The organism is Stenotrophomonas sp. TWI819 (genome assembly GCF_039673075.1).
Taxonomy (GTDB): domain Bacteria; phylum Pseudomonadota; class Gammaproteobacteria; order Xanthomonadales; family Xanthomonadaceae; genus Stenotrophomonas; species Stenotrophomonas rhizophila_B.
In genome coordinates this window covers 45056-68210 of the sequence record NZ_JBDJKY010000010.1, presented here as the reverse complement: position 1 = coordinate 68210, position 23155 = coordinate 45056, and the positions used below count along the sequence as shown (strand labels likewise).

Sequence of the window (23155 nt, the reverse complement as noted above, 5' to 3'; positions counted from 1 at the left end):
AAGCGACCAACCCGACCACCCTAAGGCGCTCGAGCCGCCTCATCGCGCGTCTCTTCCTGCGCCGCGATCTCCCGCTCGATCCACTCATCCATCAACCGCCGCGCGCGCTGCGCACGGCGGCGCTGCAACGCATGCTCCATATCCAGCACCCGGTACAACGACCACATCACCGCCAGCATCAACAACGCAAACGGCAACGCCGCGATCGTGATCATCCCCTGCAGCGCATTGAGTCCACCGGCCAACAACAGCACGCCCGCGATCAACGCAATCGCCACGCCCCACACCATCCGGCGCGCCAGCGGCGGATCACCGGACTCCTCCGTCGACATCGTCGCCAGCACCAGCACCGCCGAATCGGCCGAGGTCACGAAGAAGATCATCAACAGCACCAGCGCGATCACCGACAGCACCGTCGGCATCGGCAGGCTGTCGAACATCGTGAACAACACCGTCTCGTAGCCATTGCCCAGCGCCTGGGCCAGATCCACGTGGCCGAAGATCTGCGACCACAGCGCCGTGCCGCCGAATACCGAGAACCACAGGAAGCCCAGCACGCTCGGCGCGATCACCACGCCCAGCACGAACTCGCGGATGCTGCGCCCGCGCGAGACGCGCGCGATGAACGAGCCCACGAACGGCGCCCACGCGATCCACCACGCCCAGTAGAAGATCGTCCAGTCTGCCACCCACGTGCTGCCTGAGAACGGGGACATCCGCAGGCTCATCGTCACCAGTGAATTGAGGTACGAGCCGATCGTGGTGGTGAACGTATCGAAGATGAAACCGGTCGGCCCCAGTACGAGGATCAGCGCGAGCAGCAACGCCGCCAGACCGAGATTGAAATTCGACAGCCACTTGATGCCGCGGTGCACGCCACTGGTGGTGGAGGCCATATACAGCACGAATGCCACCGCGATGATGGTCAGCTGCACCGGCACCGAGGCCTGGATGCCAAACACGCGCTCAAGGCCGGCCGCGATCTGGATCGTGCCGAAGCCCAGCGTCGTGGCCACACCGATCGCCGTGGCGACCACGGCGGCGACGTTGACCACCGTGCCCATCCAGCCACGGTGATGCGCGCCGATGATCGGCTGCAGCAGATCGCTGATCAGCCCGCGCCCGTTGCGGTTGAACTGGAACCAGGCCATCGCCAGGCCGATCAGCGCATAGATCGCCCACGGATGCAGGCCCCAATGGAAGAACGCGTAGCGCATCGATGCGCGCGCCGCCTCCATGCTCTGCGGTGCCAGTCCTTCCGGTGGCTTCACGAAGTGCGAGATCGGTTCGGCCGCGCCCCAGAACACCAGGCCGATGCCCATGCCGGCGGCGAACAACATCGACATCCAGCTCGCATTGGAAAAATCAGGCTCGGCATCCTCGCCGCCGATGCGCAGCGAACCGAAGCGGCCGAAGGCCAGGTACATCAGGAACGACAGCGTGATGAACACCACCAGCAGATACAGCCAGCCGGTACTGCGGATGATGGTGGACAGGCCGCTCTGGACGACCTCGTTGAAGGGGCCCGGCGCGAGGCCGGCGATCAGCACCAGCAGTGCGACCAGTGCGATGGAAATGCGGAACACCATGCAGGCGTGTCTCCGATCAGTTGGGGGCGAGCCGAGGCTTGCAATCTCCAGCGGCACAACGGCAACGACTGGGGCGGATCAAGCCGGTCGAGGCCGGTCAGTACGGACGTCACTGGCGTCGAGCAGAGCGCGGTGTGCGCACGATCGGGAAGCTACCCCCCTGACCGCACCGCATACCGCGCTGCAGCATGGTAGTGCATGGGGTGTCGGTGCTCTGTTCACATGCAAAGGCCGATCACGTCAGTGTGGGGCGTGGTCGTGCGCCCGTGGGCGTCGCTTTGTGCTCTAATTCGCCCCGAAGCGGGGGTACCGCGGCCCAGTGGCCAAGGTTGAGACAGTCCCTTCGAACCTGATCCGGTTGATACCGGCGTAGGGAAGCTTCGCATCTGCAGATGCATTGCGCCGTAGGGCCACCGCGCCCGGAGACCGCCCGCAATCCGTCCGTCGAGCGCCGCCGTTTCGTCCCTCCCATGCGAATCCCTCGCATAGAACCGCACAGTCCCTGTGCGGGGATTGAACCTAGGACGATGCCTCGATGAACGCACAGCTCTCCGCCCTGCAGCAACAGGCCCAGCAACTCTCCGAATCGGTCACCCGGCCGATTCCCGGCTCGCACAAGATCCACGTGCAGGGCTCGCGCCCCGATCTGCAGGTGCCGATGCGCGAGATCACCCTGACCCGCACGCCCACCTTGTTCGGTGGCGAAGAGAACGCGCCGGTCACGGTGTACGACACCTCCGGCCCGTACACCGATCCGGCTGTCGCCATCGACCTCTCCGCCGGTCTGCCTGCGCTGCGCGCCGCCTGGGTAGCCGAGCGCGGCGATACCGAGGTGCTGGAAGGCCTGAGCTCGGCATTCGGCCGTTCGCGTCAGACCGATGCACGGCTCGATGCGGTGCGCTTCCCCGCGCGGTTGCAGCCACGCCGTGCGCGGGCAGGCGCCAACGTCACCCAGATGCACTACGCACGCCGCGGCATCATCACGCCGGAAATGGAGTTCGTGGCGATCCGCGAGAACCAGCGGCTCGATGCGATCCGCGACGCCGCACTGCTGAAGCAGCATCCCGGCGAGTCCTTCGGTGCCTCGATCCCCAGGATCATCACCCCCGAGTTCGTCCGCGATGAAATCGCGCGTGGCCGTGCCGTGCTGCCCAACAACATCAACCACCCGGAAAGCGAGCCGATGATCATCGGCCGCAACTTCCTGACCAAGATCAACGCCAACATCGGCAACAGCGCGGTGTCCTCGGGCATTGCCGAGGAGGTGGAAAAGCTCGTCTGGGCGATCCGCTGGGGCGGCGATACCGTGATGGATCTGTCCACCGGCAAGCACATCCATGAAACGCGCGAATGGATTCTGCGTAATTCGCCGGTGGCAATCGGGACCGTGCCGATCTACCAGGCGCTGGAGAAGGTTGATGGCCGTGCCGAGGAACTGAACTGGGCGATCTTCCGCGACACGCTGATCGAGCAGGCCGAGCAGGGCGTGGACTACTTCACCATCCACGCCGGGGTCCTGCTGCGTTACGTGCCGCTGACCGCCAAGCGCGTGACCGGCATCGTCTCGCGCGGTGGCTCGATCATGGCCAAGTGGTGCCTGGCCCATCACAAGGAGAACTTCCTCTACACGCACTTCGAGGACATCTGCGAGATCATGAAGGCCTACGACGTGACCTTCTCGCTGGGCGACGGCCTGCGCCCGGGCTGTATCGCCGATGCCAACGATGCCGCGCAGTTCGGCGAGCTCGAGACGCTGGGCGAGCTGACGAAGATCGCGTGGAAGCATGATGTGCAGACCATGATCGAAGGTCCCGGCCACGTGCCGATGCAGCTGATCAAGGAGAACATGGACAAGCAGCTGCGCGAGTGCGGTGAAGCACCGTTCTATACGCTGGGCCCGCTGACCACCGATATCGCGCCGGGCTACGACCACATCACCAGTGCGATCGGTGCGGCCATGATCGGCTGGTACGGCACGGCGATGCTCTGCTATGTCACCCCGAAGGAACACCTGGGCCTGCCCAACCGGCAGGACGTACGCGACGGCATCATGGCGTATCGCATTGCCGCGCATGCCTCGGATCTCGCCAAAGGGCATCCCGGCGCGCAGGTCCGCGACAACGCGTTGAGCAAGGCACGTTTCGAATTCCGCTGGGAGGACCAGTTCCACCTGGGGCTGGATCCGGAGAAGGCCAAGGAGTTCCATGACGAGACCCTGCCCAAGGATGCGCACAAGCTCGCCCACTTCTGTTCGATGTGCGGCCCGCACTTCTGCTCGATGAAGATCACCCAGGACGTGCGTGACTATGCAGCGGGGCAGGGCCTGGATGCGCAGCAGGCGTTGGAGGCAGGGATGGCCGAGAAGTCCGCGCAGTTCCGGGATCTCGGGGCGCAGGTGTATCGCCAGGAGTGATGTGGCGGCCGGGGCAGTGCGCGCCGCCCCGGCCATCATCCGCCGCCCGCGCAATTCCAGCTAAGCTCGGCGCGACCAGGCAGGGGCGGGGACGACGATGGCGATAGCACGCAGCACCAAATGGCTGGCCATCGCGCGCCGGCATCCGTCTGCCTGGCTGTTGGCCGTGCAACTGCTCGGCGTGTTGTTGTACCCCGCGATGGATGAGGCCGGCGCCAGTCGCGCGCTGTTTGGTGCGTTCGGCATCGCCGTGCTCGGCCTGGCCCTGTGGGTGGTGCGGCGCAGCCCGCTCGGGATGTGGGTGGCATTGCTGCTGGCCATCCCCTCGGTAGTGTTTTCCATCTCAGGCGCTCTACTGGAGCGCCCGGCGCTGGTCACCACCGCGCAGCTGCTCGAATGCCTGCTGTATTTCTATACGGCCGGCAGCCTGATCGCCTACATGCTCCAGGACCACAAGGTGACCCGTGATGAACTGTTCGCGGCGGGGGCGACCTTCACGCTGCTGGCGTGGGCTTTCGCCTTCGCCTTCTCGGTGTGCCAGCAGTGGTATCCCGGCAGTTTCATGGCCACCAGCGAGACAGAACTGCGTACCTGGATGGAGTTGCTTTATCTCAGCTTCAGCTTGCTGTCCGGGGTGGGACTCAGTGATGTGATTCCTGTCCATCCGCAGGCGCGGGCATTGGTGATGCTGGAGCAGTTTGCAGGCGTGATGTACGTCGCATTGGTGGTGTCGCGCCTGGTCGGATTGACCATGATCCGGCGCATACAAAACTGAATCGCACATAAAAAATTCGCGCCCGGAGGCGCGAATGCTGAATCAGTTTATGTAATTTCGTCGGCGAGAGAGAGCCTGATGTTGGCCGCACGCACAGCTGCGGTTAACCCACATAGGCTAGTATTCGCGGCCTTCAGTGGTTTTGCGCTTTGCGCTGATGGTTTGTGCGGAATCTGGCGGTTCGTTCGATCGGTGTCGATTGTGATGAATGCTGCGTTCCAGTAGTCCTGCATTCACTCGTGTCACCGGAATGATCAACAACGACAGTGAGCGACCCGCCGCCGATGTAGTCCGAATCGGCGATTGCACCGTAGTACTTTCCTCCCGGGAAGTCATGGTGGTGGGCGTGCGTCGCCCGCGTCGTCTCACTCCGAAGGCACTGGGTGTCTTGAAGGCGCTGATGCGCTCGCCCGGTACCGTGGTGACGCGCGATGAACTGTTCGCCGAGGTGTGGCCCGATACGCTGCCCACCAATGACGTGCTGACCCAGGCCGTCACCCAGTTGCGCAAAGCCTTCGCCACTGACGAAGACGCCGGCACCACGTACATCGAGACCATCGCCAAGACCGGTTACCGCCTGCTGGTACCCGTGAGCGTGGTCGACGAGGCGCGTGGACTGGCCGAGACGGAAGAGGCCGGTGCTGACGTCATCAGCGACGACGGTGCACCTCGCCCCGTCACCGGTGTGTCCGCCAAGCGCGTCGACAGCCCGATGCGCCGGCGCTGGCGCCGCATCCGCCGGTATGTGCTGCTGGCGATCGGCCTGACGATGATGATCGCGCTGCTGGTCATGGCCGCCCTGCTGGTGCAGCGCGAGCGGCCGGCAACGGCGGTGGAAGCGGCGGTGGAAGACGGCACGCGCGTGATCGGCAGCCCGGAACGGCCCTATCGCCTGATCACCGCCTCGGCAGGCTTTGAAACGTACCCCACCTTGTCTCCGGACGGTTCGCAGGTTGCCTACGAAGCCGGCATGCCGTCGCGCGAAGGCAACGTCATCAAGGTCCAGACCTCGGGCAATGCGCCGGCGCGGGTGCTGATGGATACCCCGGATACCTATTCGGACCGGTTCCCCAACTGGTCGCCCAACGGCCGTGATATCGCCTTCGCGCGGTTTGGCCCGGACGGCAGCTGCGAAGTCCTCATCGCCAGCGCCACCGGCGGCGCACTGCGCCACGTCACCCGTTGCGATGGCACCGAGCTGCTCAGTTTCGACTGGACCCCGGACGGCCGCGGCCTGCTGTTCGGCTCACTGTCGGGCAAGTACGCGCACCGTGGCATCCGCACCTTCAACCTGGCCAGTGGCAGTTGGAGCGCCCTGGACTACGACATGGATCCGGACAGCTTCGAATACGCCCCGCGCTATTCGCCGGATGGGCGTTGGATCGTCTTCGTGCGCAATCCCCAGGTCGGCGATCTGTGGCGGATTCCGGCCGGGGGTGGGGTGCCGGAACAACTGACCAACGATTCGGCGGAGATCCGCGGCTGGGCCTGGCGCAGCGACAGCCGCCACATCGTGTTCGGCCGCCGCGTCGACAGCGAAGCGCGCTTGTATGAACTGGATACGCGCACGCATACGCTGCGCGACCTGGGGCTGGACGATGCGCAGTCACCGGCGTTGTCGCGCAGCAACAACATGTTGGCCTTCATGCATCGGCGTGCGCAGTTCGGCTTGTTCAAGGTGCCTATCGGCGCCGATGGCCCAGGCGTGCCCGAACGCCTGTTCGCCTCCGGTGGCCGCGATGCGCAGCCGATGATCGCGCCGGATGGTCGCCAATTGGTCTTCAGTTCCAATCGCTCCGGCAGCTACTCCTTGTGGTGGGCCGATCTGCAACGTCCCGAATCACTGCGCCCGATCGAGGGCCTGCGCCCGGAAACCCGCCAGATTCCGGACTGGTCGCGCGACAGCCGCCATCTGTTGGTGCTGGGGCGCGATGAACATGCCAATCCGGCCGTGTTCGAAGTCTCCCCGCGTGATGAGCAGATCGTGCGGCTGGCGGTGCCGGCAGCGCAGCCGCTGCAGGCGCTGTACGGACAGCAGTCCAACCAGATGCTGGTGGTCGAGCGCGATCGGGATGAACGCATGCGCTTGTCCCTGTTTGATCGCACCACGACGCCGTGGCGGTTGTTGGGCAGCATCGAGGGCGTGTCCCAGGCGCGCTATGACGCGACCGGCGAACGTGTGCTGTTCACAAGGTTGTCGGCCAGTGGACTGTGGTCGGCCGATGCGGCGTTGACGCCGCAGAGCATCCGCCAGGTGCGTGGCGACCAGCCGTCACGCTGGCGCTATCGGTCCTGGGCGGTGTCCGGCGATGGGCAGATCGATTACCTGTCCAATCGGGCCGACTGCGCAACGGCGTTTGCCCGGCTCAGTGCGGCATCGAGCGACACCACGCACTGTCTGGACGCCGAGCGGCTCGGCACGGGCAACGGATTCAGCGCCAGCCCGGACGGCAGTGCCGTGTATGTGGCCCTGGCGGTGGCCGACGGCTCCGACATCGGCATCATGAGCCTGCCCGAGCCGACCTCCTCGTTCTTCCCTGCGTTCTCCAACCTCATGTTTATGAAGGGAAAAGATCCTTCGTAAGTTCTTCGTGAGGTTGTCGTGGCGAATTCGGATCAATCTCGCCAAGACGTCCTGAGAGAAGTGGCCTGACTTGGCAAAACTGCACGCCAGCAAAGGCAAACACACGGTGCAGTCATGCGTCAGCTCTCCCTGGCCGATCGCGGTCAATCTCTCTCCTTGGACAAGATCGCCGACGACGGCGTGCTGCCGAGTTGTCTCGGGGTTGCCCGCCTGGGCAGCCTGCAGACGGCCGGCACGACGTTCACGGTGTGGATGCAGGTGCGTGGCAGCGCGTGGGTGGAATCCAAGGAGGGCAAGTTCCGTCTGCGCCAGCGCGAGTGGATCGCTTTCGAGAAAGACTCCAAGCCGATGGTGCAGGCCGGACGTGACGGGCTGTGCATCGGCCTGAGCCTGTCGCCCGATGCGCTGCGTGCGCTGGGTGAACTGGTCGACTGCAACCTCTATGCCGGTCGCGGCACCATGACGCGCGGTGAGATGCGGGTGGCGATGCGCCTGTGGCGCGACGCGCTGGACAGCGACCGCCCGATGCAGGCCCTGCGTCCGGCCCTGCTGCACCTGGCCGCCCTGCAGCAGGGCATGGCCACGGGTGTGCAGCGCTGCCCCGGCCGTTCGCGCAGCCGCAAGCGTCAGGTCTTCGGTCGCATGCAGCGTGCGCGCCTCTATCTGGAAGGCAACAGCCACCGCGTGGTGCGCATTGGTGAACTGGCCGAACTCACCAACTTCTCCAGCTGGTACCTTTCCAAGACGTTCCAGAGCCTGTATGCAGAGAGTCCGCAATCGCTCTCCGCGCGGCTGCGACTGGAGCGTGCGGCCGATCTGCTGCGCGACACCGACATGATGGTGGGTGAGGTTGCCGCGGCCAGTGGATTTGACAACTGCTGCAGCTTCGCACGGGCGTTTCGAGCCCGTTTTGGGCTGTCCGCGTCACGCTACCGTGAGGCAGGTGCGAACCTGTCGCCAGAGTCGGCAAAGTCATTGGTTGCATCACGCAAATAATTAACTGCAACGCAATCGTAACTTTCCGAGGCGGTTTTAACACGCTACTAACGTACCTCGGAGAGATAAATGAATTTTCGTACTCCCGCAGTGCGGCTGGGCCTTCTGCCCGCCGGCATTGCGCTTGCGCTGACGCCGACCTTCGCTTCCGCACAGGAAGCCAAGGGCGCGACCGACCTGGATCGCATTGAAGTCACCGGTTCGCGCATTCGTGGCGCGAACATGGAGACCCAGCAGCCGATCCTGACGCTGAGCCGTGAGAACCTGGAAAAGCAGGGCTTCACCTCGGTGGCCGACGTGCTGCAGAACCTGACCTCGGCCGGCTCGCCGGCCATCTCGCGTTCGGAATCCCTGGCATCGGGCGAAGACGTGGGCGGTTACTACGTCGACCTGCGCAACCTGGGCGCCGAGCGTACGTTGGTGCTGATGAACGGCAAGCGCCTCGGCGCTACCACCAGCGGCCTGCAGGATCTGAGCCAGATTCCGATGTCGGCTGTCGAGCGTATCGAAGTGCTGAAGGACGGCGCGTCGGCCATCTACGGTTCGGACGCCATCGCCGGCGTGGTGAACGTGATCACCCGCAAGCGCTTTGATGGCGCTGAAGCCAGCGTCTACGTCGGCCAGTACGGCGAAGGCGACGGCCAGACCAACCAGTACTCCATGACCCTGGGTGCGGAAGGTGAGCGTGGCGGCGTGACGTTGTCGGCCGAATACGCCAAGTCCGATCCGGTGTGGGCGAAGAACCGTTCGTTCAGCCGTTCGGGCAATGCCGGCCCGAACTACCCGGGTTCGGGCTTCAGCCCGATCACCGAGCGTGGCAGCTGGTGCGATCCGCGCGTGTGGGGCAACTGCCTGCCGTCGGATGACGAGAATGCGCCGCTGCCGGAGTGGAACACGCTCAACGCTGGCGGCGATCCGAAGAACGCAGCCGATTACCACCAGCTGACCGCGGGCGAGTATTCCAACGCCAACGAGCAGATGATGGTCTCGACCGGCATCGAACGTAAGTCCGTGTACGTCAACGGCAACTACGATCTGACCGACGCGATCACCTTCAACGCCGACCTGCTGTACAACCAGCGCACCACCAAGCAGCAGATCGCCGGCTATCCGTACCAGTCGCAGGCGTTCGGTACCCCGCTGGCGGCCAACAGCGCGTTCAACCCGGGCGTTGGCCAGGACGTTGAATTCCGTCGTCGCCTGTGGGAAGTGCCGCGCACCACCGACAGCGACATGAAGACCCTGCGCTTCGCCCCGACCGTCAGCGGCTTCTTCGAGCTCGGCGGCAAGACCTGGGACTGGGACGTCGGTGCGCTGTGGAATCGTAACGAACTGACCAAGACCGGTCACGGCGACATGAGCCTGATCGCGTCGCGTCAGGCTCTGGGTCAGTCGTTCATCAACGGCCAGGGTGTCGCCCAGTGTGGCTCCGACGCGAGCCCGGTCCCGCTGACCGATTGCCGTCCGTGGAACCCGCTGCTGCCGTACGGCGTGGCTGGCCAGGGCTCGCTGGCGGATCCGGAACTGCAGAAGTTCCTGTTCCCGACCTTCACCGATACCGGTCTGACCAAGACCACCAGCTACACCGCCAACCTGTCGGGCTCTGTCCTGGAGCTGCCGGCCGGTGAACTGGGCGTGGCGATGGGCTATGAGCACCGCAAGGAAGAAGGCCGTTTCGTGCCGGACGCCTTCGCACAGTCCGGTGAGAGCACCGGTCTGGGTTCGACCACCACCGCAGGCGGTTACAGCCTGAACGAGGTGTACCTGGAGCTGAACGTTCCGGTGCTGGCCGATATGGCCTTCGCCAAGGAACTGAGCTTCAACGTTGCCAGCCGCTACTCCGATTACAGCAACTTCGGCAACACCCTGAACTCCAAGTTCGGCCTGGTGTGGCGTCCGATGGATGAGCTGCTGGTCCGTGGTACCTGGGCCGAAGGCTTCCGTGCTCCGACCATCAGCGATCTGTACGGCGGCAGCGCCAGCAGCTTCGAGCAGTACGTGGATCCGTGCGGTACCGGTTCTTCCAACACGGTCGCCGGCAACGCAGCCTGCACCGCGGCCGGCGTCTCGCCGAACTACGTCCAGCTGGGCCAGGGTTCGGTACCGTGTGAAACCTATCCGTGCGCTACGCCGGATCAGTTCATCCGCACGGCCAATGCCAACCTGAAGCCGGAAACCTCCACCAGCAAGACGGCAGGTATCGTGTGGAGCCCGCGTTGGGTCCAGGGTCTGGACATCTCGCTGGATTGGTACAACTACAAAATCGAGAACATGATCATTCTCGACGACGTGGACCGCATCCTGCGTGACTGCTACATCCTCGGCGACGCGTCGCGTTGCGCTGCGCACACCCGTGCGGCCGACGGCCATATCGACAGCCTGACCTACTCCATCACCAACCTCGGTGCGATGGAAACGGAAGGCTACGATCTGGGCATCAAGTACCGCCTGCCGGAAACGGCGTTCGGCAACTTCAGCTTCAACTGGGACACCAGCTACGTCGCCAAGTATGACGAGCAGGGCCAGAACGCTGCCGGCCAGACCATCACCATCGGTCGTGTCGGTGAGGCGGGCATCTTCCGCGTGCGCTCGAACCTGGGCGTGAACTGGGAGTATGGTGATTTCGGCGTCAACTGGACGGCTCGTTACTACTCGGGCATGAAGGAAAACTGCGTCAAGAACCGTCCGTGCACCGATCCGAACCACATGGCCAACGGCGAAGCCGATGCGCTGCGTTGGGTGGGCTCCAACACCTTCCACGACCTGCAGGTCAGCTGGAAGGCACCGTGGGATGCCACCATTGCGGTGGGCGCGAACAACGTGTTCAACCACCAGGGTCCGATCATGTTCTCGGCACCGAACAGCAGCTTCCCGTACTACGGTGGCTTCGACATCGGTCGCTTCATGTACATGAAGTACACCCAGCGCTTCTGATCCATCGAAGCAGTGGCGTAAAAAAGGAGGGCGGACCGCAAGGTCCGCCCTCTTTGCGCTGTGGCGTCAGGAAAATCTGAGTTTCAGCGAATAGTGATCAGCCTCACGTTTCGAGCGTAAATGCAGTTGATACCGTCAATCAGTCCAATCGTGGACCGTTGAGAGATCGATATGAAAATGACGCTCGCTCAGAAGACTTCCGCTGTACTGCTTGCCTCCCTGGCGACCGCTGCCAGTGCCTCGCCCGGCCTGATCGTCTGCGCGGGAGGGCGCTACTGCGAAGAAGTCCGCATCGAATGCCTCGCCGACGGGGGCTCCGCCGCCATGTGTGAGCGGCTGTGGCGCTTGTGCGTGCTGGACGCCTGTCCGCAGCGCTGAAACGACGATGGCGCGCCACTGGGCGCGCCATTGTTTGAAAACGCGCTACCCGACACTCAGGCGTCGGCGGCGACCAGCCCCATCAGCGCATTGGCATGTTCACGCCACAGCGGCAACTTGTTCAGCACGCCCGCGCGCTGCAGGTACTCCTCATCGACCGGGTCGCCGTTGATCAGCGCCAGCGCCACATGCACCGCACCGGTCACCCAGAAGCTGCGGGTGTTGGACTTCTGCGGCTGCAGGTGGAACGCCACCGCCTCGATGATCGGCATCGGCAGGCCCCACAGGCCGAGCAGGTAGGCGCCGGCCTCGGCGTGGCCGGGACGGTCGTCAGCGGCATCCTCCGGCACGGTGCGCTCATTGCGCACGCCGGGCAGCAGTAGGCCGATGTCGGCCAGCAGGGCCGCGGTGGCGCCCAGTTCCGCGCTGGACTCCGGCAACAGCTTGGCGGCCAGGCGCGAGGCCAGCAGCGCGCGCTGTTGCAGCGAGTTGCGCTCGGCGCCGGACAGCGGCTGGGCGGAGAACACTTCGCTGGCCAGGACCAGGTCGCGCAGGGTCGACAGTCCCAGCCGGGTTACGGCGGTGCGCAGGTCGGAAATGATCCGGCCGTTGTTGAAGAACGCCGAATTGGACAACTGCAGCACTTTGGCGGCGATGGCCGGATCGGCTGAGACCAGCTTGGCCACGTCGGCGGTGTTGGTGTCGTCGTCGTGTTCCAGCGCTTGGGTCAGCGACAGGTAAAGGTGGGGCGGGGAGGGCAGCTTCTCGATCCGGCCGATGGCGCTGCGCAGGCGCGCGCTGTCGAGCAGTTCGCGCAGCTCTTCCAGGCTGGTCAATGCTTCCAGCAGGACTTCCGGGGCCAGTGGCATCGGCAGGAAGCGATGAGCTACGCCGATCAGGCGTGCCGGCGGCGGGCGGGTGCCGTGCTCGGCATCCACCAGGGCAATGCGGATGGTCTCAGGACGCAACGTCCGGATCTGGCCGAGCAGCGTGGTGGCATTGAGGTCCGGCAATTGCGGACACACGATCACCGCATCGACCGGCGAGGCGGCGACGATGCCCATGGCGCTGTGGCCATCGATGGCGGTCAGTGGCTGCCACTCTTCCCCAAGATCGGCAATGAATTCCAACAGCTCAGCCGACAGGCTGGCTTCGTCCCCAACAAGCAGAATGCGCACGACACGGTCCCCTGGCTGACCACGGTGAAGCGCACCGTGGACGGTGTGAAGAGACGCAATGTACCCAATCCGGCACGAATAGTGATGTGCCGCATTGAAAAAACGTGATGCGCATCGCTCCGGCAGTGTGCGCCGGAGCGATGTCGTTCAGTCTCAGGCGATGTTGCCGAGGTAGCGCTGGTGGGCTTCCACCAGGATTTTCTTGGCTTCGGCGGCGCCGCCCCAGCCATCCAGCTTGACCCACTTGCCCTTCTCCAGATCCTTGTAGTGCTCGAAGAAGTGGCCGATGCGCTCCAGCCAGTGGCTGGACACCTGCTCGATGTCTTCGACGTGGGCATAGCCACTGAACACCTTGGAGATCGGCACGGCCAGGATCTTCTCGTCGCTGCCGGCTTCATCGCTCATCTTGAGCACGCCGACCGGACGGCAACGCACCACCGAGCCCGGGACCAGCGGCAGCGGCAGGACCACCAGCACGTCGGCCGGATCACCGTCGCCGCACAGGGTGCTCGGCACGTAGCCGTAGTTGCAGGGGTAGCGCATCGGGGTGGAGAGGATGCGGTCGACGAAGATCGCGCCGGTTTCCTTGTCCACTTCGTACTTCACCGGCTCGGAATCCTTCGGGATTTCGATGATGACGTTGATTTCTTCCGGCGGGTTCTTGCCCGGCGAAACGAGTTCCAGACCCATGGGTGTGCTCCAGCTGAGAGGGGGTAGGGCGCAAAGTCCGACATTTTAGGCCCATTGGCGGCCAGCGTGCAGCGGTCGTGCCGCCGATTGGTCGATCCGCGGCGGGCGCGGCCCGAGGGTCAGCCTGCGCGGGGGACGGGTGGGCAGACCACCACAGGGCGGTGCCACCAATCCCGACCCTGCCCCGGGCAGAGCGCCGATGGTTGCGCCTGGCCGAGCGGCCGATCATGGCCCTGAACCCGCTTGGAGGATGGTGATGACCCTGACAACTCGGATGGCCTGCCTGTCGATGGCGCTCGTCCTGTCCCTCACGGCGGTGGCCGGGGAGGCCCGTGCCCGCAGTGGTGCGTACGTGGATCTGGTCGACTACCCCTACAACGAAGCCAACTGGGACCGCTTCTACGATCTCCAGGATCATCTGACACGGCAGTTCCATGACCTCTGCGGCGATACGTACTGCGAAGGTGAATTCAGCAATCACATCGTCCTGCAGTTCCGCTGCTCGGTACACGCGCCCAGTGGAAGCGTCGCGTCCTGCGCGCTGGTCATCGCGGCCGGCAACCTGGAGGTGGAGCCGACCACCGGCGAGGTAGTGCCGGACAGCCGTACCTGGGCGTGCGCGGCGCCATTGGCGCCCCATACCTCCGTGGAAGCGCTGCATACCGCACTCGGGCGACGTGACGCATTGACCCTGCCGCTTCCGGGCACACACCGATCCATGCACGACGCGCTGTTCGAGTGCCTCAACTGAGCCTGCGCTTCCCCAACGCCGTACAGGAGACACCCATGAAACCGATCTTCCCGAGCGCTCTGCTGGTGCTGGCAGTCTGCAGCCTCCCGATGGACGGCCGTACCGCGGAGACCTTCATCGACGCGCGGACCTACCCAACCCAGGCTGCGGGCTGGGAGCGCTTCCGTGCGGTGGAAGCCCGCTTGGTCCGGGGCTTCAACGACATCTGTGGCGACACGTTCTGCGAAGGCGAGTATCACAACCTTCAGGCGCTGCGTTTCCGCTGCTCGGTCGAGGCCGCCAGCGGACGGGTGCAGGAATGCGTGTGGACGTTCACCGGCAGCACCGCGCGCGTGGACACTGCGACGGGCCGTATCGCGGTGGACGCGCGGACGTGGGCCTGCCGCGCGCCGCTGGCGGCCACCACGCTGCTGCCCGTCCTGCTGCAGACGCTGGAGCAGGACGATGCCTTGCATGTGGCGTTGCCCGGAACCCCCGACAGCATCTACGACGGACTGACGGCGTGCCTCTAGGGGCGCGTCGTCACATCGAAATTCCGCGCAACTCAAACGTGACTCATTCTCATTTGCGGAGTAACATGCCGCGGCTTACGGATGGCCGTCTTCCTGCGGTCCCGCTACGTGCATCGGCCCATGTCCTCCAACGCCACCCTCACCGAGCTGTTGATCCGCGAGCGCCCGGCGCTGCTGCGCCTGGTCCAGCGCATCCTGGGCAGCGACGGCGGCGCCGAAGATGTGATCCAGTCCATCTGGTTCAAGGCGCGTGGCGTGGATAGCGGCCAGCCGATCAGCAATCCCCGCGCCTATCTCTATCGTTTGGCGGCGAATCTGGCTACGGATCACGGCCGTGAGCGCACGCGGCGCACGCGTCTGCTTGCCGAGCATTACCTGTGGGGGCCGGACGAAGTGCTCTCCACCGAAGAGCAGGTCATGGCGCAGGACGAACTGCAGCGCGTGCTGGAGGCGGCCGAGCATCTGCCCGAGCCGACCCGCACCATCTTCCGGCTCAACCGCCTGCAGGGCATGACCCAGGCGGCCATCGCCAGGCGCCAGGGGGTGTCGGTAACGACCGTGGAGAATCATGTGCGCAGCGCACTGCAACGACTGGCCTGGGCACGCAGTGGCCGCTGAAGCGCGCTGATATCCGACTTGGGGATACACGTCTGCCGACCGTCTTGATCATAATGGCGTGTTGACTGCGTCCATCCCTTGCCCGCGCGTGACTGCGCCACCCATCGCCAGCCATGAGCCCGCACCCACCTACTTCCTCTCCCTGTCCGCCGCCGTCCGATGCTGTCGCTGTCCAGGCGCGGGCCTGGATTGCCTGGCTGGCCTCCGATGCGACCGATGCGGGACAGATGCGGGCCTTCGAGCGGTGGCTGGGTGAGCCCGGGCACCGGCATGCCTTCGAACACGAACGTCAGCTTTGGCGCAGTCTTGGGCCACGCCCCCCCGCGGCGGCAGTGGCGGTGCCGCGTCAACGGCGGGCCCGCTGGCACGCGTGGAGCGTGGCGACGGCAGCCGTGCTGGCCTTGGCGTGGGTCGCGCCCGATGCGTGGCTGCGGCTGCAGGCCGATCACCGCAGCGCGCGTGCGATCGAGACGGTATCGCTGCCCGATGGCAGCCGTGCGGTACTGGATGCCGACAGTGCCATCGCCGTCCACTACGACGGTCATGTGCGTCGTATCGCGCTGCTGCGTGGCCAGGCCTGGTTCGAGGTGGCGCAAGAGGCGTCCCGCCCGTTCCAGGTAGAAGCGCAGGGCAGTGTGGTTGAAGATATCTCCACCGCATTCGCCGTGTCCCGCTGGAACGACCAGGTCGAGGCGGTGGTCGAGCAGGGGCGCGTGCGGGTTGCGGCCACTGAACGAGGCGGCTGGACCTATCTCGATGCGGGCCAGCGGGCACGCATTGCGCCAGCCGGCCGGGTCACGCGGCCGGACGATGTTGCGCTGGACCGCATTGCGGCCTGGCGCGACGGCGAGCTGCTGCTGGAGACGGCCAGCGTGGAGGAGGCGGTGCAGCGCATTGCGCGCTACCGCCCGGGGGCCACTTTCGTGCGTGGCGATCTGTCGGCCTTGCCGGCGGTCAACGCGGCGTTCCGCATTGATCGCCCGGAGCAGGCGCTCGATGCGCTGGCCGTCAGCGCCGGGCTGAGCGTCACCCGCCTGCCGATGGGCGTGGCGATCGTGGCACCGGCGCACTAGCGCAACCCGTCTTGGGGCTGTGCCCCGTTCGTTCGTCTTACCCGGCATAACGTACCCGCCGCCGCCACGTACGTCCGCTGCATCCGCACCTGCGTGCGGGTGACCCGCCTCTGCGGCACTGATCTTCTGACAGGTTTTTCCATGCGCATCTCCCCCCGCGCGGGCCATCGTCCGCGCCCGTCACGTCTCTGCATCGCTCTGCTTACTGCTGGCCTGGCGGCCGCGCCCAGCCTGCCGGCATTCGCCCAATCCAGCCCGGTACCGGCTGCGGCGACGCTGCGGTTCGACATTCCCGCCCAGCCGCTGTCCGATGCGCTGCGCACCTACATGCGGCAGTCCGGGGTGCAGGTCGCCTATCCGGCCGCGCTGGCCGAAGGCGTGACCTCCACGGCGGTGGCCGGGCAGATGGATGCGCAGGCTGCCTTGCTGCGCCTGCTGCAGGGCAGCGGGCTGAGCCTGCGCCAGGTCGGGCCGGACGCGGTCACGCTGGAGCGCGCTGCAGTGGCAGCCAACGACGATGGCCTGATCGTCACCGACGCGCTGAGCGTGGCCGGTGACCGCATCGAGGGCGGCAGCGATGCCGAGCGTGCGCTGGAGGTGTACCGCACGGCCGGTTCCAGCGCGTACATCGCGCGTGACACGATCGAGCGCTTCCGCGGCACCTCCACCGCGGACATCGTCAAGGGCGTGGCCGGCGTCACCGCGGGCGATCCGCGCACCGCCAACGCGCTGGACGTGAACATCCGCGGCATCCAGGGCCAGAGCCGCATCCCGGTGATCATCGACGGTGGGCAGTCCACCATGGATACCTACCGTGGCTATGCGGGCCAGTCGCAGCGCACCTATCTCGATCCGGACCTGATCTCCAACATCACCATCACCAAGGGGCCGAGCCTGGGCGTCAATGCATCCGGTGGTATTGGCGGCGTGGTCGAGATGGAAACGCTGAAGATCGAAGACGTACTGCGCGACGGCCGCGATGCCGGGCTGCGCGTGCGCACGGGCATGGCCAATGCCAGCGCCAACAACGTGCCCGCCTATGACGCCGCACCGCGTACCGACCGCAGCGCGCTGGGCAGCCAGTTCTTCAACATCGCCACCGCCAAGCACTGGGATCGTTTCGATCTGGTCGCGGCGTACGCCTGGCGCGAGAACGGCAACTACTTCTCCGGCAAGCATGGCTACGACGATTTCCCGCAGACCCGGCGCACCCTGGCGCCGTTGAATCCGCCGGACACCGAAGTGTTCAACACCTCCTCGCGCTCGGCGTCGTTCCTGCTCAAGGGCACCTGGCGCATCGACGACAACCAGACGCTGGAAGCCGGCTACCGCCGCTATGAAGGCACCGCGGGCGAAATCATGGCCTCGCAGATCATCCGCGTGGACCGTGACCGCGTGCCGCAGTGGGATCCGGGTCATGTCGACATGGATGCCTACAACCTGCGCTACCGCTTCAACCCGGACAACGAGCTGATCGATCTGAAGGCCAACCTCTGGTACACCGACGCCGACAGCCTGATGTACAACGGCCTGACCGGCATCACACCGTGGTACTTCGATCGCCGCACCGAGTGGTACGACGGCCCGTCGTTCAATACCGATCCGGGCTACAAGGATGCCTACCGCAATGAGCTGACGCAGACGCGGCTGGGCTTCGATGTGGGCAACACCACGCATCTGGATACCGGCGCCGGCCTGTTCACGCTGGACTACGGTCTGTCCTTCAGCGACGAGGACGTCGGCCCCGGCCCGCACTCGCCGGTCATGCACGACGACCTGGTCAACAACCGCTTCCTGCGCAATGCCGAGCGCAAGGAATACAGCGCGGTGGCCTCGGTCAAATGGCAGCCGGACGAGCATTGGGAAGTGGTGGTCGGTGGCCGCTACAACCGCGTCAACGTGCACGACCGCAACCGCCTGGCCACGCCGGACACCTACGGCGTGATCGGTCAGTACCGCTACACCCAGTTGCTGGACGGCAATCCGACCCTGCCGGCATGGCGCGCCAAGCGCATCGCCATGCTGAACTGGTATCCGGATGCCAATGGCCAGTTCACCGAGGCCTCGTTGCTGGCCTCCCCGTATGAGAAGGGCACGGTCGGTGACATCACCGGTTGGAACTTCTATGACGCCGATGATGCCGAAGACCTGAGCGTGCCGGTCAGCTGGACCTGGTCGCAGCCGATCCGCCGCCGCGACAGTGCCTTCATGCCCAGCGCCAGCGTCGCCTACCGCTTCGACGAAGACACGATGGTGTACGTGAAGTACGCCGAAGGCGTAAAGCTGCCCAGCCTGTTCGAAACCACGCTGGGCCTGTTCACCGCGGCCAAGCCCACCGGTGAGCTCAAGCCGGAGCGGGCAGGGACCTGGGAAATCGGCGCGAGCACGGTGCGCCACAGCCTGTTCACCGAGGGCGACCAGGCGGGCTTCAAGCTGGCCTACTTCAACACGCGCATCGATGACCTGATCACCCGCGACTACCGCACCCTGTCGGCCGGCCTGATCCGCAACGTGGACCGTTTCAAGGTCTCCGGCGTGGAGTTCCAGTCCAGCTACGACAGCGGCACGGTGTTCGCCGATCTGTCCGCGCACTACTACATCCAGGCCAAGACCTGCGCGCCGGACATCGCCGCCGAGCGCCGCGCCTACGGGATCCAGCGCAGGATAGAGGAGCTGAAGAACACCCCGGACTGCGTCGACGGTGGTTTTGAGGGGTCCTACAGCAACACGCAGAATCCGCCGCGCTACAACGTCAATCTGACCCTGGGCTCGCGCCTGTTCGACCAGCGCCTCAGCGTCGGCACCCGGGTGATCCACAACGCTGGCCCGATCAGCACGCTGGACAAGGAATGGAACGTCGGCCTGTCGGCGATCCAGCAGCTGTACCGCCCGGCGACCATCGTGGATCTGTTCGCCAGCTGGCAGGCCAGCGAGCAGTTCGCGGTGGACCTCAACGTGGACAACCTGACCGACCGCTACTACCTCGATCCACTGGCGCTGGGCGTGATGCCCGCACCGGGCCGGACCGTGCGGCTGGCGCTGACCTACCGCTACTGATGCCCGGACACGACAGGGGCCGGCATTGCCGGCCCCTGCGTGCATCCGGCCTGCACACAGGGCGTGCGGCCGGTATCGGCATCCCGCGATCGCTCAGCCGGCGTTGGCCTGTACGGTCGCATCGGCGTGCAGGGCTTCACTGAGCTCATCGACCACGATCGCCCACTCCGCATCCGAGCGCAGCTGCTCGGTCAGGAACTGACGCTGCCCGTCGTTCCAGTACGGCGCTTCGATCAGGCGGATCTCGTTGGACAGCTGGTGATCGCGGATGAAGGCGGCAATCGCCTCCTCGCTGGCGTCCAGGCCGAGCTGCAGGAACAGATTGGTCATGCGCGGTTCGGTGGTGATCATCGTGTCATTCCAGTGGCAGGGCGTGGTCCGTATTATCGGGGCAAGGCCGTGACGGTGGCATGTGACATTCGCACTGCTGATCACGCGACAATGGGCTTGGGGTTACCCCCGTGCCAGACGTCTTCAACAGAGAACCGTGCCCCACTTCCCCATCCAAGCAGTGCCATGATCGTCATCGATATTCCCGAAGCCACCCGCAGCCAACGCCTCAAGGCGGCCACCCGTGACAGCCACGGCGCGCTGGACAAGCGCATCATGGCCGGCGACATCTTCGCCAGCCGCGACCTGTTCGCAACGTTCCTGCGCGTGCAGTACCGCTTCCACCGCGATATCGACGCGCTCTACGGCAATCCCGCGCTGGATGCACTGTTGCCCGATCTGGACGAGCGCCGCCGGCTGCCACTGATCGCCCGCGACCTGGCTGATCTGGAGCAGACCCTGCCGCTGCCCACGTCCACCCGGTTGGATGGTGACCTGCCACTGCCGGCGGCACTGGGCTGGCTGTACGTGGCCGAAGGCTCCAATCTCGGTGGCACCGTGCTGTACAAGATGGCGGCACGTCTTGGCCTGGACAGCAATTTCGGCGCCCGTCACCTGGCCGCCCATCCCGATGGTGCCGCCCGCCACTGGCGCGAGTTCACCGCTGCGCTCGATGGTGTCGCGCTGACCGAGACGCAGGAGCAGCAGGTGATCGATGCGGCCGATGCGGCCTTCCGCAGCGTGCACGGGCATGTCGAGGAAGAATTCGCGTGACCGCTGCTTGCTGCACGCCCGCCGTGCCGGACCACCACCGCCGCCCATGATGCGCTGGCTCTGGTTCGGCCTGGGCTGGATCATGGTGGCGCTGGGCGTCATCGGCGCCCTGCTGCCGGTGATGCCGACCACGATCTTCCTGATCCTGGCGGTCGGCTGCTTCGCGCGCAGCTCGCCGACGTTCGAACGCCGGCTGCTCGAGCACCCCCGTTACGGTCCATCGCTGCGGCTGTGGCGCGAACAGGGCGCGATCAGCCGCAAGGGCAAGGCCTTCGCCGGCGCCGGCATGGCATTCGGGTTCGTCATGTTCTGCTGGGGCGCGCATCCGTCCTGGCCGCTGCTGCTCGGCGTCGGGCTGTTCTTCGTCGCCAGCGCGGCGTATGTGCTGTCGCGGCCTGCGCCGCAGCCGTCGGCCACGGCCGATCGCCCGTCGCAGCGCTGAACGTGCTGTCCGCCCGGTACTGATTCCCACCGCTTCGCTCCCGATACTTTCCGCCCCTTTCCTGCGTCCGGCCCTGCACGGTGCCGCGATGCCCCTGACCGACGACTCCGCCCATGACCTTGCCCATTGCTCTTCCTGCCGCCATGGCGGCAATGCCGCACGACCTGACCCCGTGGGGCATGTACCAGGCCGCCGATGGCGTGGTGCAGACCGTGATGATCGGACTGGCACTCGCCTCGATCGCCACCTGGACGGTGCTGGTTGCCAAGACCTGGGAACTGGGCCGGCAACGCACGCGGCTGCGCCAGGCACGCGCGCTGCTGCTGCAGGCCACGCACCTGCCGGTGCTGCAGACCCACGCGTTGCTAGACGACGGCGCGGCGCATGACCTGATCGACGCCGCCCGCACCGAGCTGCGCCTCTCGCAGGATGCGCAGGATCCGGTCGGGATCAAAGAGCGGGTCGCCTCGCGCCTGGAACGCATCGAACTGGCGCATGCGCGGCAGCTGCGCACCGGGGTGGGCCTGCTCGCCAGCATCGGCGCGATCGCGCCGTTCGTCGGGTTGTTCGGCACGGTGTGGGGGATCATGAACAGTTTCATCGGCATCGCCCACGCCAACACCACGAATCTGGCCGTGGTCGCACCAGGCATCGCCGAGGCGCTGCTGGCCACCGCGCTCGGCCTGGTCGCAGCGATTCCCGCCGTGGTGATCTACAACCACTTCACCCGTGTGTTGGCCGGCATCCGCGGCTTGCTCGGTGATTTGTCCGCGGGCGTGCAGCAGCTGGTCTCGCGCGATCTGGACCGCCTTGGCAGCGCGCCTGCCGTGCGCGACGCGAGCTGAGAGTCGGCCATGGCCATCAAGACCGCCCGCCACGACGACGATGCGCTGGAAGAAAGCCACGAGATCAATGTCACCCCCTTCATCGACGTGATGCTGGTGCTGCTGATCATCTTCATGGTGGCCGCGCCGCTGGCCACGGTGGATACGCCGGTGGAGCTGCCGGCCAGCACCGCGCAGCCACAGCCGCGCGATGCCGAACCGGTGTTCCTCTCGGTGCAGGCCGATCTGTCGCTGAGCGTCAACGATGTGCCGGTCGGCACGGAGGGCCTGAACGCCACGCTGGAGCGGCTGACCGCTGGCGACCACGAACAGCGCATCTACCTGCGTGCCGATCAGGCCGTGCCGTATGGCGAGCTGATGCAGACCATGAACGCGCTGCGTGCGGCCGGGTATCACCGGATCGCGCTGGTGGGCGTGGAGCAGCGCAGCGAATGAGCCGCGACACTGCCGCAATGCTGCGCTGGGTAGGCAGTCTGGCGCTGGTCCTTGCCGCGCATGCCGTGCTGATCGGCGGTACGCTGTGGTGGCAGCAGCGTGCGCCGGTGCGGGTCAGTGACATGCCGGTGGAAGCGGTGATGGTGGAGTTGGCGCCGGTACCTGAGGCGCCGTCCGCGCCACGGAAGGACATCCCGCCTGGGCCGCTGCAGCAGGAACAGCATCGGCCCGAGCCCACGCCGGTGCCGAAGATCGATCTCCCGCCGGACGACACCCCGGACGCGCAGGACGTGCTGCGCCGCCAGACACCGCTCGAAGAAGAACCGACGGACCAGCACAACGTCGATCAGACGCTGGCGCCACCGGATGTCTCGGCACGCCCATCCGAACGCTATGCCGCCACGCAGACCGTGGCCGGCCGTCAGGGCAGCGCGGCAGTGACCTGGCAGGGCCTGCTGCTGGGCCATCTGGAACAGTACCGTCGCTATCCGCGCCAGGCCGAGCGCCTGCGCCAGCAGGGTGTGGCCTATGTACGTTTCTCTGTGGACCGCCAGGGCAACGCCTCCAACATCCGGCTGGGCCAGAGCAGCGGCCATCCGCTGCTGGATGAGGAAACGTTGGCCACGGTGCGGCGTGGCAGCCCGTTGCCGCCGCCGCCAGCAGAGATCACCGGCGACCCGGTGGAGGTGATGGTGCCGGTGACATTCTTCCTCCGGCGCCGTTGAGGGGCGTGTCACGCGCGCTGCAAGGACACGCTGGCCTGAGGCCAGCGCGTCCGTCC

Annotated in this window: 20 protein-coding genes and 1 riboswitch; of the genes, 16 read left to right on the top strand and 4 right to left on the bottom strand. The window is 65.7% G+C overall.

The window, feature by feature from the left end:
* Positions 1–20: 20 nt before the first annotated feature.
* Positions 21–1589 (bottom strand): BCCT family transporter, encoded by a 1569-nt coding sequence (locus ABE463_RS14300; RefSeq protein WP_259259211.1) that lies wholly within the window; start codon positions 1587–1589, stop codon positions 21–23.
* A gap of 292 nt (positions 1590–1881) precedes the next feature.
* A riboswitch (TPP riboswitch) is annotated at positions 1882–1983 on the top strand.
* A gap of 141 nt (positions 1984–2124) precedes the next feature.
* Between ABE463_RS14300 and thiC the strand changes: the two genes are divergently transcribed.
* The 6 genes from thiC (at position 2125) to ABE463_RS14270 (ending at position 11669) form a co-directional block, all read left to right on the top strand.
* On the top strand, positions 2125–4002 hold the full coding sequence (gene thiC, locus ABE463_RS14295) for a phosphomethylpyrimidine synthase ThiC (protein ID WP_346468613.1): 1878 nt from the start codon (positions 2125–2127) through the stop codon (positions 4000–4002).
* A 97-nt stretch (positions 4003–4099) separates the two neighbouring features.
* Entirely contained in the window at positions 4100–4777 is a 678-nt protein-coding gene (locus tag ABE463_RS14290) for an ion channel (protein ID WP_346468612.1), read from the top strand.
* 250 nt (positions 4778–5027) lie between these two features.
* Positions 5028–7361, top strand: a complete 2334-nt coding sequence (locus tag ABE463_RS14285; RefSeq protein WP_346468611.1) for a winged helix-turn-helix domain-containing protein — start codon at positions 5028–5030, stop codon at positions 7359–7361.
* Positions 7362–7475: 114 nt separating this feature from the next.
* Positions 7476–8357, top strand: a complete 882-nt coding sequence (locus tag ABE463_RS14280) for a helix-turn-helix transcriptional regulator (protein ID WP_346468610.1) — start codon at positions 7476–7478, stop codon at positions 8355–8357.
* Between the two features lie 69 nt (positions 8358–8426).
* Positions 8427–11291, top strand: coding sequence for a TonB-dependent receptor (locus tag ABE463_RS14275; RefSeq protein ID WP_346468609.1), 2865 nt, complete (start codon positions 8427–8429; stop codon positions 11289–11291).
* Positions 11292–11462: 171 nt separating this feature from the next.
* Positions 11463–11669: a hypothetical protein gene (locus ABE463_RS14270; RefSeq protein ID WP_346468608.1), complete on the top strand. Its 207-nt coding sequence runs from the start codon at positions 11463–11465 to the stop codon at positions 11667–11669.
* Positions 11670–11725: 56 nt separating this feature from the next.
* On the opposite strand, the gene ABE463_RS14265 is transcribed toward ABE463_RS14270, so the two are convergent.
* Positions 11726–12847, bottom strand: coding sequence for an HDOD domain-containing protein (locus ABE463_RS14265; protein ID WP_346468607.1), 1122 nt, complete (start codon positions 12845–12847; stop codon positions 11726–11728).
* Between the two features lie 153 nt (positions 12848–13000).
* A complete protein-coding gene (gene ppa / locus ABE463_RS14260) occupies positions 13001–13537 on the bottom strand; it encodes an inorganic diphosphatase (RefSeq protein WP_019183821.1) in 537 nt (178 codons plus the stop codon).
* A 256-nt stretch (positions 13538–13793) separates the two neighbouring features.
* Between ppa and ABE463_RS14255 the strand changes: the two genes are divergently transcribed.
* The 5 genes from ABE463_RS14255 to ABE463_RS14235 all read left to right on the top strand — a co-directional run bounded on the left by ABE463_RS14255 (position 13794) and on the right by ABE463_RS14235 (position 19548).
* Positions 13794–14288 (top strand): hypothetical protein, encoded by a 495-nt coding sequence (locus ABE463_RS14255; protein WP_346468606.1) that lies wholly within the window; start codon positions 13794–13796, stop codon positions 14286–14288.
* Positions 14289–14323: 35 nt separating this feature from the next.
* On the top strand, positions 14324–14800 hold the full coding sequence (locus ABE463_RS14250; protein WP_346468605.1) for a hypothetical protein: 477 nt from the start codon (positions 14324–14326) through the stop codon (positions 14798–14800).
* Positions 14801–14920: 120 nt separating this feature from the next.
* Positions 14921–15418, top strand: a complete 498-nt coding sequence (locus ABE463_RS14245; RefSeq protein ID WP_346468604.1) for a sigma-70 family RNA polymerase sigma factor — start codon at positions 14921–14923, stop codon at positions 15416–15418.
* 113 nt (positions 15419–15531) lie between these two features.
* Complete coding sequence (locus ABE463_RS14240; protein ID WP_346468603.1) at positions 15532–16491, top strand: FecR domain-containing protein; 960 nt, start codon at positions 15532–15534, stop codon at positions 16489–16491.
* 141 nt (positions 16492–16632) lie between these two features.
* Positions 16633–19548, top strand: a complete 2916-nt coding sequence (locus ABE463_RS14235; protein WP_346468602.1) for a TonB-dependent receptor — start codon at positions 16633–16635, stop codon at positions 19546–19548.
* Positions 19549–19641: 93 nt separating this feature from the next.
* Here the strand turns inward: ABE463_RS14235 and ABE463_RS14230 are convergent, their stop codons facing one another.
* Complete coding sequence (locus ABE463_RS14230) at positions 19642–19899, bottom strand: DUF2789 domain-containing protein (RefSeq protein WP_259259230.1); 258 nt, start codon at positions 19897–19899, stop codon at positions 19642–19644.
* Between the two features lie 165 nt (positions 19900–20064).
* Here ABE463_RS14230 and ABE463_RS14225 point away from each other — a divergent pair, with 165 nt between their 5' ends.
* From ABE463_RS14225 to ABE463_RS14205, 5 genes are all read left to right on the top strand, one after another.
* Positions 20065–20652: a biliverdin-producing heme oxygenase gene (locus ABE463_RS14225; protein ID WP_346468601.1), complete on the top strand. Its 588-nt coding sequence runs from the start codon at positions 20065–20067 to the stop codon at positions 20650–20652.
* 49 nt (positions 20653–20701) lie between these two features.
* Entirely contained in the window at positions 20702–21094 is a 393-nt protein-coding gene (locus ABE463_RS14220) for a YbaN family protein (protein WP_310443492.1), read from the top strand.
* Between the two features lie 113 nt (positions 21095–21207).
* The gene (gene exbB / locus ABE463_RS14215) at positions 21208–21939 is read left to right on the top strand and encodes a tonB-system energizer ExbB (RefSeq protein ID WP_346468600.1); all 732 of its coding nucleotides are present in this window, start codon (positions 21208–21210) and stop codon (positions 21937–21939) included.
* 9 nt (positions 21940–21948) lie between these two features.
* Positions 21949–22374: a TonB system transport protein ExbD gene (exbD, locus tag ABE463_RS14210; protein WP_346468599.1), complete on the top strand. Its 426-nt coding sequence runs from the start codon at positions 21949–21951 to the stop codon at positions 22372–22374.
* On the top strand, positions 22371–23099 hold the full coding sequence (locus ABE463_RS14205) for an energy transducer TonB (RefSeq protein WP_346468598.1): 729 nt from the start codon (positions 22371–22373) through the stop codon (positions 23097–23099). Before exbD ends, ABE463_RS14205 begins: the two co-directional genes overlap by 4 nt.
* Positions 23100–23155: the final 56 nt, after the last annotated feature.